Origin of the sequence: Salinivibrio sp. IB643 (assembly GCF_001996105.1) — a bacterium.
GTDB lineage: Bacteria > Pseudomonadota > Gammaproteobacteria > Enterobacterales > Vibrionaceae > Salinivibrio > Salinivibrio costicola.
This window is the reverse complement of sequence record NZ_MUFF01000001.1, coordinates 102,352-113,477: the sequence shown is the minus strand read 5'-3', so window position 1 is coordinate 113,477 and position 11,126 is coordinate 102,352. Positions and strand designations below refer to the sequence as shown.

General features: G+C 51.0%; 10 protein-coding genes and 1 other RNA gene. 5 read left to right on the top strand and 6 right to left on the bottom strand.

Going from position 1 to position 11,126, the window contains the following annotated elements; translation table 11 throughout:
- Window positions 1–2: 2 nt before the first annotated feature.
- From rsmH to rsmI, 4 genes are all read right to left on the bottom strand, one after another.
- A complete protein-coding gene (gene rsmH / locus BZG77_RS00550) occupies window positions 3–953 on the bottom strand; it encodes a 16S rRNA (cytosine(1402)-N(4))-methyltransferase RsmH (protein ID WP_077645776.1) in 951 nt (316 codons plus the stop codon).
- A 16-nt stretch (window positions 954–969) separates the two neighbouring features.
- Entirely contained in the window at window positions 970–1,428 is a 459-nt protein-coding gene (mraZ, locus tag BZG77_RS00545; protein WP_021022628.1) for a division/cell wall cluster transcriptional repressor MraZ, read from the bottom strand.
- A 251-nt stretch (window positions 1,429–1,679) separates the two neighbouring features.
- Window positions 1,680–2,060: RNase P RNA component class A (gene rnpB, locus BZG77_RS00540), an RNA gene on the bottom strand.
- Between the two features lie 54 nt (window positions 2,061–2,114).
- Window positions 2,115–2,972, bottom strand: a complete 858-nt coding sequence (gene rsmI / locus BZG77_RS00535; protein ID WP_021022630.1) for a 16S rRNA (cytidine(1402)-2'-O)-methyltransferase — start codon at window positions 2,970–2,972, stop codon at window positions 2,115–2,117.
- A 61-nt stretch (window positions 2,973–3,033) separates the two neighbouring features.
- Between rsmI and BZG77_RS00530 the strand changes: the two genes are divergently transcribed.
- The 5 genes from BZG77_RS00530 (at window position 3,034) to BZG77_RS00510 (ending at window position 8,640) form a co-directional block, all read left to right on the top strand.
- A complete protein-coding gene (locus BZG77_RS00530; protein WP_158011397.1) occupies window positions 3,034–4,884 on the top strand; it encodes a penicillin-binding protein activator in 1,851 nt (616 codons plus the stop codon).
- The gene (locus BZG77_RS00525) at window positions 4,881–5,246 is read left to right on the top strand and encodes a YraN family protein (RefSeq protein ID WP_077645774.1); all 366 of its coding nucleotides are present in this window, start codon (window positions 4,881–4,883) and stop codon (window positions 5,244–5,246) included. Before BZG77_RS00530 ends, BZG77_RS00525 begins: the two co-directional genes overlap by 4 nt.
- A 3-nt stretch (window positions 5,247–5,249) precedes the next feature.
- Window positions 5,250–5,840, top strand: coding sequence for a phosphoheptose isomerase (locus BZG77_RS00520; protein ID WP_077645773.1), 591 nt, complete (start codon window positions 5,250–5,252; stop codon window positions 5,838–5,840).
- A gap of 3 nt (window positions 5,841–5,843) precedes the next feature.
- Window positions 5,844–6,395, top strand: coding sequence for a BON domain-containing protein (locus BZG77_RS00515; RefSeq protein WP_077645772.1), 552 nt, complete (start codon window positions 5,844–5,846; stop codon window positions 6,393–6,395).
- Between the two features lie 292 nt (window positions 6,396–6,687).
- Window positions 6,688–8,640, top strand: a complete 1,953-nt coding sequence (locus tag BZG77_RS00510; RefSeq protein WP_077645771.1) for a TonB-dependent receptor domain-containing protein — start codon at window positions 6,688–6,690, stop codon at window positions 8,638–8,640.
- Between the two features lie 138 nt (window positions 8,641–8,778).
- Here BZG77_RS00510 and lptG read toward each other — a convergent pair whose 3' ends face one another.
- Together lptG and lptF are read right to left on the bottom strand one after the other, a co-directional pair.
- Window positions 8,779–9,852, bottom strand: coding sequence for an LPS export ABC transporter permease LptG (lptG, locus tag BZG77_RS00505; protein ID WP_077645770.1), 1,074 nt, complete (start codon window positions 9,850–9,852; stop codon window positions 8,779–8,781).
- Window positions 9,852–10,952: an LPS export ABC transporter permease LptF gene (lptF, locus tag BZG77_RS00500; protein WP_021022636.1), complete on the bottom strand. Its 1,101-nt coding sequence runs from the start codon at window positions 10,950–10,952 to the stop codon at window positions 9,852–9,854. The genes lptG and lptF overlap by 1 nt, the downstream gene beginning before the upstream one ends.
- Window positions 10,953–11,126: the final 174 nt, after the last annotated feature.

The following is an 11,126-nucleotide window of genomic DNA, read 5'->3' as shown; positions in this document are numbered from 1 at the left end:
CGTTATCCTAACTTTTCCGCCACGCGTAATACCGAGCTTCGCGCCCGGGCGTTATGCGCCACTTCTTCCGCGGACGGTTTAATCGCCTTGCCAATCGGCTTCATTGCCGCCGAACCGAGCTCGGCAATCTGTGCTTCAGTCAAAGGCACCCCTTTAGGCACATCCGGTCCTTTACTTTGCTTACGGATAAAGCGCTTGACCATGCGATCTTCTAACGAGTGAAAGCTAATCACTGATAAGCGTCCACCCGGGGCTAAACTGGCGAGCGCACCTTGCAGGGCTTGCTCGATTTCATCCAGCTCACTGTTGATATAAATGCGAATCGCTTGAAAGCTACGTGTCGCAGGATGCTTTTTCTTCTCTCTAAACGGCACCGCGTGATCAATCAGCTTGGCAAGCTGATTGGTCGTGGTCAGCGCAGGTGCTTCTTCATCTTCACGGTGACGAACAATGGCATTAGCAATCCGGCGCGCAAAACGCTCTTCGCCGAACACTTTTAATACCCAAACAATATCATCGACACTGGCGGTTTCTAACCACTGTGCGGCCGACTGGCCGGTGCTCGGATCCATACGCATATCAAGCGGGCCATCATGCATAAAACTGAAGCCACGGCTAGGGTCGTCAAGCTGGGGCGAAGACACGCCCAAATCAAGGAGGATCCCATCGACCTTTTCAGATAGCCCACGCTCACTGAGGTACGACGCTATCTCAGAAAACGGGCCATGAATAATCTGGAAACGCGGATCATCGATGGAATTTGCCTCTTCGATCGCACGTGGATCGCGATCGATCGCATACAGGCGACCGTTATCACCCAATTGCGACAAGATATGGCGCGAATGACCGCCGCGACCAAAGGTACCATCGACATAGATGCCATCGGGTTTAATCGCAAGGCCGTCCACCGATTCATTTAATAGGACGGAAACATGGGTATATTGTTCTGACATACATTCACTTCATTATTTACAATGAGAGGTCTGCTAACCGCTCACTGAGCATCGGGGTTGATTCCGCCTGTGTGTCCATATCCTGGCGAATTTGTGCCTGCCACGTCTGCTCGTCCCAAATCTCAAATTTGTTGAGTTGGCCAACCAGCATCGCTTTGCCGTCTAACCCGGCATATTGGCGCAAGGTCGCAGGCAGTAATAAGCGACCTTGTCCGTCCATTTCACAGTCAAACGCATGGCCAAGTAATAAGCGCTGCAGGCGTCGCTCTGCAGGTTGAAAGCTGGATAACTGCGATAACTTCGCCTCAATCACTTCCCATTCCGGGACCGGGTACAGCGCCAAGCAAGGAAGTTGGTGATCGATCGTGCACACAAACTGGCCATCACAATGGTGAATTAACCCATCGCGATAGCGCGTTGGCAGAGCAAGTCGCCCTTTTTTATCGACCGAAATGGCGCTGACGCCACGTAACATGACGTTATTTTCCCTTTTTCACCAAGATTATCCACTTTACACCACATTTTCCCACCCAGAAGTGTACGTAGCAGGTAAAAAGAAAGTCAAGCAAGCCATGACAGTGAGCAAGATCACACCTAGGAAGATTAAAGAAGGTTTTTAGCGGCTTAATCAATACACAAAAAAGCCGATGACGTTCGGTTATAACCAAATCGTCTGACTCAATCGCTGAAAAAGAGAGGGCGAGCCAAAAAGGCTCGCCCTAAAAGGAGATGAGTTGGCCTGTAAGCCGGGTTCTGTACCGTAAAAACGGTGGTAACCATTCGTCTAGGCCTGCAATCGCTCACAGGCTCCAGCAACCTACCCGTCCCCAAACGCGGGCCGCGCCAATAGGGACCTATTTGGTCTTGCTCCGGGTGGAGTTTACCGTGCCACGAACTGTTGCCAGTCGCGCGGTGCGCTCTTACCGCACCCTTTCACCCTTACCTGTGCTCCGAAGAGCCATCGGCGGTATACTCTCTGCTGCACTGGTCGTAGGCTCGCGCCTCCCAGGCGTTACCTGGCACCCTGCCCTGAGGAGCCCGGACTTTCCTCCCCTTTATCAGTCTCCCAAAGGACATCAATAAAGCAGCGATTACCCGGCCAACTCGAGCGGGGGAGTATATAGAAGAATATTCACGCAAGCCAGCGTAAATCGCGCTCAGCTATAAATTCTCTAGGCCCCATTTATAGAGTGCGTTTTTTTTCACCGCATATAATTCCGCGACTAACGCGGCTGCTTTTTTTAACGGTAACTCGGCCGCCAATAGACCCAGCGCATGACACGCCGCGGTTGGCAAAGCCGTTTTATCCGCGCGATGGCCGGCGACCAATAACACCATTTCTCCACGTAAGCGGTTAGGATCTTCACTCAACCACTCAATAAGTTCACCCAACGGTGCCCCATGGATGGTTTCAAAAGTTTTCGTTAGTTCGCGCGCCAACACCACGCGACGTGCGTCGCCCAGTACCTCGCGCATATCCGCCAAGCTGTCACGAATACGGTGCGGTGACTCATAGAAAATTAAGGTACGCGGATCATCGGCCAATTCACGGAACGTATCTTGTCGCGCTTTTGTCTTAGGAGGCAGGAACCCTTCAAAACTAAAACGGTCTGAAGGCAAACCCGATGCACTTAATGCGGTGACTACCGCGCAGGCGCCAGGCAATGGGACTACTCTGACACCCGCCTCACGGCATTGGGTGACCAAGTGATATCCCGGATCGCTAATCAAGGGGGTGCCAGCATCAGAGACTAATGCAATCGACTGGCCTTGTTGCAGGCGCGTTAACAATGCAGCGGCTTTCTGCTGTTCATTATGCTCATGCAACGCAAAAGTTTTCGCACTAATCGAAAAATGCGATAGCAACCGGGCCGTATGACGCGTATCTTCGGCCGCGACCACGTCGACACTGGCTAAAACATCAAGAGCACGCTGGGTAATATCAGCCAAATTACCAATCGGTGTTGGCACAATATACAGCGTGGGGTGAGCATGGTCGGATAGATTTGCATCAGTCATTTGTTTAACAACCCTTCGGCGATTAAGATAGGGGCAACGTTGTCACGGTTGAAATATGTTCATGGTTAAACTTACCCAGAAGCGTCAAAGTGTAACACGACTTATTACCCCTGTAGCCTTAGCATTGGCTTTAGCGGCTTGTAGTGCGCCGTCCACCACGCCAACTGCGCGTGATGTCATCAGTCAACCGGCAACGGAAAATTCGACATTTTATTTGTTGCAGGCCGAAACCAGCCAAGGTGATAAGCAAAATGACTGGTTTTTACTGGCGATAAAAGCGCTGATTAACGAGCAGCAATTGAACCAAGCGGATGTGCTGCTGCAGCGCTTGGCTGAGCGCAATCTTAATACTGACCAGCGTATTGAATGGACACTCGCGCGTGGGCGCTTTTTGGCACAAACCGGCAAGCTAACCCAAGCCGATCAAGCGTTGGCCTTATCCCCTGATTGGCAGCTCACCGAGGGGCAATATGTCCGCTTTTATCAGCAAAAAGCCAAAATTGCGCGTCAGCAAGGCAATGCCCTGGACGCGGTCAACAATCAGTATCGGTTAGCCAGCTATATTGAATCAGACCAAGCTCAGCAAGCATGGAACACGCTGTGGCAAGATTTACAATCGCTCAACCAGCGCGAGATCAAACAGCTTCAATCCAGTGATGATGACATTCTTGCCGGTTGGGTGACCTTGTTGGATATCGCGCGCCGCTACACCCGCGATCTGGCCGAGATGCAAAGCCAATTAGATGCCTACTTGGTGTCGCACCCTACACACCCCGCGAACCAGTATTTACCGGATAATTTAGCCGATATCCAAGCACTGACCATCACACAACCCACCAATGTAGGGGTCATGCTACCACTGACGGATAAATTTGCTGATCAAGGGGATGCCATTCGTGATGGTTTTGTTGAAGCCATGCTTGATGCGAAAATAGATCAACGCCCTCGTGTGCGCTTTTACGATACCAACGCCATGGATGTCGATGCGCTCACGCAACGTATCCGTGATGACGGCATCGACTTCGTGGTGGGGCCACTGCAGAAACACAAAGTCGCCGCAGTCAGTGACGCGCTCGCCGGCCAAGTGCCTTTATTGGCGCTTAATCAGCCCACGGATGAAAATTATACGCAAGGTGTGTGCTACTTCACCTTGTCACCCGAACAAGAAGCCGCGCAAGCCGCCGACCGTCTTCACCAGCAGGGGTACCAGTTCCCTTTAGTGCTCTACCCTGACTCCGCCTTTGGTCAACGGATCCGTGATGCATTTTCCGCCCGCTGGCAGTCACTCACCGATACAGACGTTGAGCAAGCGCCTCTCGGTGATCGTGATAAAATGCAAGCACGCATTCGTGATATCTTTGGTTTAGACGCCAGTCAGCGCCGCATTTCACAACTGAAAAAACTCACCGACTTACCCTTACAATCGCAAGCCCGCAGCCGTCGCGATATCGACGCCGTTTATATGGTGGCCGGTGCCGCTGAGCTGACCTTATTAAAACCCTTTATTGAGGTCGCGATTAATCCCGATGTCTTGCCGCCTAAACTCTATGCAAGCTCGCGTAGCAATAACCGCGCCGATGGCATGGGCCAATTAGCCGAGCTTGAAGGCATCGAATTCAGTGATATTCCTTTATTAGTGCACACCCAAAGCGATGCGTATAAAAGCTATCAACAGCGTCATCCATCACCAAGTAACAACACCACGCGCTTACATGCCTTGGGGATGGATGCTTACCAGCTGCTGAAGGGGCTACCACAAATGCAAGCCCAGCCGGGTTATCAGCTAAATGGTCAAACGGGGCAACTCTCACTCGCCGATCAGTGTATTATCCACCGTCAGCTAGACTGGGCGCGATTTGGTCGAACCGCCATTGAGCCTGTTGAGACGGGATCTCGCGGAGAGGCGCAGTGAAACAGCCTCAGTCCAGAGCAACAGGACAGGCTTACGAAGCACACGCTTGCCAATACCTGATGCGCCACGGGCTGAGTCTGCTCGATAAAAACGCCCATAGTCGTCGCGGCGAGATTGATCTTGTGATGCGCGATGGCAGTTGCTTGGTGTTTGTCGAGGTGCGTTTCCGGCGCAGGCACGGCTTTGGTGGTGCGGCGGCGAGCATTACCGCCATCAAACAACGTCGTTTAATTCTCGCCGCTGAGCGTTGGATGCAATGCCGCGGCATCAAAAGTATGCAAACCGAATTTCGCTTTGACGCTGTCACCTTTGATGGCAGCGTTGAGGCGGTCAACTGGATTCAAAACATTGTTCAAGGGTAAGTCATGCTAGAGAGCATTAAAGAGAGCTTTACCGAAAGTATTCAAACCCAAATCGCGGCCGCAGAAGCGATTCCCGAGTATCTATCACAATCGGCACAAGTGATGGTGCAAAGCCTACTTAACGGCAACAAAATCTTGTGTTGTGGTAATGGCGGTTCCGCCGCGAATGCCCAGCATTTTGCGTCTTGCTTGTTAAATCGCTTTGAGACTGAGCGTCCCAGCTTACCGGCCTTGGCACTCACCACAGACACTACCACCTTAACCGCAGTGGCCAACGACTACAGCCACGATGAAATCTTCTCCAAGCAAGTACGAGCGCTAGGGCAAGCGGGCGATGTGCTTCTGGCCATATCCACCAGCGGCAACAGTAAAGACATCATCAAAGCGATGGAAGCTGCCGTGACCCGTGATATGACCATTATTGCGTTAACCGGGAAAGACGGCGGCGAAATGGCCGGGTTGCTTGGCCAGCGTGATGTCGAAGTCCGTATTCCCTCGCAACGTACCGCGCGCATTCAAGAAGGACACCTGCTCACTGTCCATTGCTTGTGTGACCTGATTGACCAAGTCCTCTTTCCTTCTCACGGAGAATAATTCATGCGCGTTATCATGACCTTGATATTGGCACTGACGCTGCAAGCGTGTTCCGCCATTTATTCCTCCGATCCTCGTACGACCGGAGAAGAGTGGCATGATACCCAAATTGGTCTCAATACCGCCGGGATCGTGAACAAAGCCCCGTTCAAAAATAAGCTTCGCGTTAAAGCGGCATCGTTTCAAGGGCAAGTTCTGTTAGTCGGGCAAAGCACCGACCAGGCCCTCACCCAGCAACTGGTTGAACGGGTCCGAGCCCTGGATAACGTCGATGTTGTCTATAACGAAGTCCGTGAAACGCCAATGGTTAGCTTGGCCGATATCAGTACGGATAGCTGGCTAACGACTCGCGTCAAAGCAGCCTTCGTCGCCGATGACCAGTTACGCGCGGTAAATATCAAGGTGGTCACTGAAGCCCGCGAAGTGTTTTTAATGGGCGCCGTCACCCAATCACAAGCGGACCAAGCGGTTGAGATAGCGCGCAATATACGCGGTGTAGAAGGCGTGGTTAAGGCGTTTGAATACCTAGATGCGCCTCAATCTAAAAAAGATTAACGTTAAAAGACGTATTCTTTTGCGTGGGCCGGCATGATTGCTGGCCCTCTTATTTTCCGTCTTTATTCTTTGCTAGTCCGTTTCCACCGCATAGCATCTGCATTCGCTCTCTGATTGCCTCTCTATTTTCTTATTAAAAACAAACACGTCGCATAGTCTATTCATTTAGCAACATAGCCAATGATAATCGTAACAATACGCATTTTTAATATGATTTTATTGGTTATTTTGATCTCGCCTTGATATAGTTCCGCCCCATAATAAACGATAACCATTTGCATAGGAGTATGACATGCATTTACGTTTAAGTCCGCTCACCCTTGCTTTTATCACCGCGGGAACGCTCAGTCTGCCCGCTCATGCTCAAGACCCAAAGCCCGTCGAGACAGTGACTGTCACCGCTGACAGCCTAAAAGGCAAAATAGCGGTTAATGCCGAAGCGCTTGAAGCACGTCAGGCACAAGATCTAGAAGACATATTCCGCGATACCGCCAGCATTAACGTCGGCGGCGGGATTGGCACCGGACAAAAGATCTATCTGCGCGGTGTTGAAGATACCAACCTCAACATTACCGTTGATGGTGCAGCTCAAGGTGGCTACCTGTTCCATCACCAAGGGCGTTTAAGTATTGAACCTGAATTGCTCAAACGTGTTGGTGTAGAGTCCGGACCTGCTAGCGCTGATAGTGGCCCTGGCGCATTAGGGGGTAGCGTCCGCTTTGAAACCAAAGATGCGCAAGACATGCTTCGCGCAGGGCAAGATATCGGTGCCCGTTTTTCCGCCGGCCACGAAAGCGCAGCAAATGCGACCTCGGGCAGTTCCGCTGTGTATGGTCGCCTTGGCGAATCACTGGGCATTCTTGCCTACATGAAAGGTCGCAATAGTGACGACTATCGTCACGGTGGTGGTGATTTACAACCTGCTACTGCCAGCCAACAACGAAGCTACTTGGTCAAGCTTTCGCTTCTTGAGCACGGTGATCATGATGTTCGTGTTAGCGCCGAACGTCGGACGGATGAGGGCGATTACTTTATCCGTGCGCACATGCCTGAATTCAGCCGTCAGTCACAGAGCTATCAAGAAACCGAGCGCGAAACCTTCTCTTTCCAACATCGCTGGGCGCCGGATTCTAACTGGATTGAACTGACCACCAAGCTCTATCAAAACACCCTCGACCTTGATCGCATTGAGAAACAGACATTCAGCCGGTCACGCAATACTGGCGGTGATATTCGTAATCATATGCGTTTCAATACCGGTGCTTTGCAGCATGACCTCACCGCTGGCATCGATATGTTCGAGCAAAAAACCGACAATATCGACTATAAAGAAGCAAATGGTCCTAACGACCAAGACAAAGCCAGAAACATTGGCGTTTTCTTACAAGATAGAATGACAGTCGGAGACCTTGGCATTGCTTGGGGCGCACGCTTTGATGACTACCGCACAGAATACGGCCAGGCGGGTGAAGTCGATGGCAGTGAAGTGTCACCGAACCTGCAACTGAGCTATCAAGCCACTGACAACCTGCGTCTACATGCTGGCTATGGCGAAGCCGTGCGCGGTGCTAAAACCCGCGAAGTATTGCTGATCGGTGGTGCCGTTGATGTGGAAAAAGGCTTAAAGCCCGAACAGGCTAAACAAGCTGAAATCGGTGTTGAATGGCAAGGTTATGAGATGCTAGCCGAACAAGACACCCTAAGTTTTGCGGTCACCGGCTTTAATACTCAAATAGAAAACTTCCAGGCGTATGATCGCGGTAGTGACCCACACTACCTTTACAATCTAAAGGATGATGTCACGAGCCAAGGCGTCGAAGCCAGTGTCAACTGGATGCTCAACCAACTCGACACCCGTCTGAGCTATAGCTACGTCGACATGGAAGATGAAAATGGCGATCCTTTAGGCGACGCCATGGCAATTGGCGCTTCAGTCGGCAACACTTGGGTATGGGATACGCAATATCAGCTGGTCGATACCGATGTAAGCTTAGGCTATACCCTTACTGGGGTGGAAAGGCTGACCGATGTGCCAGAAGGTAAACACGAGAAGCCTGGTTACGTGGTTCATGATGTACGCGCACAGTGGCAGCCAGCGGCCTACCAAGGGCTCACGGTTTCATTGGCGGTCAACAACCTGCTCGACAAGGAATACAGCGAGCATAGCTCGTTTACCTTAAGCAGCGGCAATAGCATGCCTGAGCCTGGGCGCGATGTTCGTTTAGGTATGAGCTACAGCTTCTAAACTACACTTAGAGAATGATCAAATACACTAAGGGCCGATATGTTATCGGCCCTTTTTTAATCTCTTCACGCTCGCGATTGATTTGCCAAAGCACTGATGTCATCACCTTACCTTGTCGCTAAGCGTTTACTTTCAGCGCTACAGCTTGCGTCTCAGTAACAGCAAGGTAATCACCAGAAAAATGACACTTGGGGTGATAGCACCAATGGCCGGAGGGAGATGATACACCAAACTCATCGGCCCAAAGACTTCGTTGGCGATATAAAAGCCAAAGCCAAAAATCACCCCTGATAGCACCCGCGCACCCATGGTGACACTTCGCAAAGGGCCAAAGACAAAACTCAGCGCCAACAGCATCATCACCGCGATCGACAGCGGTTGTACCGCTTTGCGCCACAGGGCCAGCTCATAACGTGACGCATCTTGCTGTGACGCTTTAAGGTACGACACATAACTATACAAACCCGATAGCGGTAGCTCTTCCGGTTTCACCGTCACCACCGCTAATTTGTCAGGCGTCAGTGTGGTATTCCAAACCAATTCATCCTGCTCTACATTGCTCAGCGCGGTTTGATTTTGCATGCGCGTAATGGTCACATCTTTAAGCATCCAACTGTCTTTATTGAGATAATCAGCACGCTCAGCAAACACCACATTGGTCATGGTTTGCTGGTCATCAAACTTCCAAATGCTCACACCGGTCAGCGTATCTTGCTCATCCGCGCGGGCGATATAAATAAAATCGTCGCCATCTTTCGCCCAAACCCCACGCCGCACCGACATCATGTTTCCGCCTGATTTGGCAATGGCACGCAGCTCACGAGCGGCTTTTTGCGCATCCGGTGCGCCCCACTGGCCCAGCACCATCACAATCAACATTAACGGAATGGCCGTTTTAAGCACTGATAGGCCAATTTGGAGTTTCGACACCCCAGCGGCCTGCATCACCACCAGCTCTGAGCTTGAGGCCAGCATCCCCAAACCAATCAATGCCCCCAGCAAAACCGCCATGGGGAAGAACATTTCAATATCGCGCGGCATGCTGAGCAACACATACAAAATCGCTTTGCCCATGGTGTAGGTACCATCACCGACCGAGCGTAACTGCTCGACAAACTTGATGATCGCAGACAATCCCACCAAGGTCGCCAAACACAGTGACGAGGTGCCTATCAGAGTCCGGCCAATATACCAATCAAGAATGCGAAACATCAGGCAGATCCTTTTAAGCTAGCTTTGAGTTTTCTCACCGGTAGCGAATCCCAGCTGGCGAGGATCACGGCCAGTAATAAGGCGGCCACATTGATACTCCACAGACCAATTTGTGCGGGCAGATCGCCATCTTCTACCGCGGATTTCGCCGCGCTGATCGATAAAAAATAGGCCAGATAAATCATTATCGCGGGGAAGAGTTTGGCAAAGCGTCCCTGACGCGGGTTCACCGCCGATAACGGCACCACAATCATGGTCATCAAGGGGATACACAATACCAAGGAAATACGCCACTGCAGTTCGGCGCGCGCCTTCAAACTTGATTCACCAACCAATTGCAAGGTTGGCATCGCATCCCAATCACGACTTTTTTCACGCACTTCGCGCTGACCAATCAATACCTGATAGTTTTTATAGGTCGTTACACCATAGTTAAGCTGAGTCGGTACGCCCTCGGTACGGGTTCCCTCTAACAAATCCAAGACTTGGCGACCGTCAGGCAGCTCAGACACATAGCCTTTATCGGCCACCACCACATTCGGCAGTAAAGAGCCTTGGGGGACGGGCTGAGCGACAAATACCTGCTTGAGCGTTTTACCATCATCTTCGATATTATCGACGAAAATCACCGCCTCACCCGATGGCGCACTTTGAAACTGCCCTTGCACCAACAATTCTAAACCGGATTTGGCCTCTAATTGCTCCATCACCTCGAGCTCTTGGTTATTGGCCCATGGCGTTAGCCAAAGCGAGTTAAACGCCGCCACGGATCCGGTGATAATCGCGAGATACAGCGCAGCGCGGATCAGAAACTCATTGCCAATCCCAGTGGCGTTCATGACCGTGATCTCACTCTCAGCATAGAGCCGCCCGAATGTAATCAAAATGCCGATATACAAGCTCAAAGGTAACATCAGCATTGCCATCGACGGCATATATAAACCGACTAAGGTAATGATCTGATTCCCCGGGATCGATCCTTCCGTGGCACTGGCAAGCACACGGATAAATTTTTGGCTAAAAAAGACCAGAAACAACACAAATAAAACGGCAACTTGTGTTTTAACTGTCTCCCGGATCAAATATCGAACAATTATCAAAGCGAAGGCACCTATGGAAAACTTGTTTTTTTACTCGAATAACTATAGTTTCTGGGTTAATTAGTTGTTTTCTAATCTTTCGGCCATTTGTTGACCGCCGGCTAATCTGGACGCATTAAATTGCGTTCAACAACATATAGAGGCGGCATTATCCAACATTTGGTCTCAATTGTC

Excerpts from the sequence above, each read along its gene's own strand:
- rsmH (WP_077645776.1), bottom strand. The coding sequence starts at position 953 with ATGTCAGAACAATATACCCATGTTTCCGTCCTATTAAATGAATCGGTG.
- mraZ (WP_021022628.1), bottom strand. The coding sequence starts at position 1,428 with ATGTTACGTGGCGTCAGCGCCATTTCGGTCGATAAAAAAGGGCGACTT.
- rsmI (WP_021022630.1), bottom strand. The coding sequence starts at position 2,972 with ATGACTGATGCAAATCTATCCGACCATGCTCACCCCACGCTGTATATT.
- BZG77_RS00530 (WP_158011397.1), top strand. The coding sequence starts at position 3,034 with ATGGTTAAACTTACCCAGAAGCGTCAAAGTGTAACACGACTTATTACC.
- BZG77_RS00520 (WP_077645773.1), top strand. The coding sequence starts at position 5,250 with ATGCTAGAGAGCATTAAAGAGAGCTTTACCGAAAGTATTCAAACCCAA.
- BZG77_RS00515 (WP_077645772.1), top strand. The coding sequence starts at position 5,844 with ATGCGCGTTATCATGACCTTGATATTGGCACTGACGCTGCAAGCGTGT.
- BZG77_RS00510 (WP_077645771.1), top strand. The coding sequence starts at position 6,688 with ATGCATTTACGTTTAAGTCCGCTCACCCTTGCTTTTATCACCGCGGGA.
- lptG (WP_077645770.1), bottom strand. The coding sequence starts at position 9,852 with ATGTTTCGCATTCTTGATTGGTATATTGGCCGGACTCTGATAGGCACC.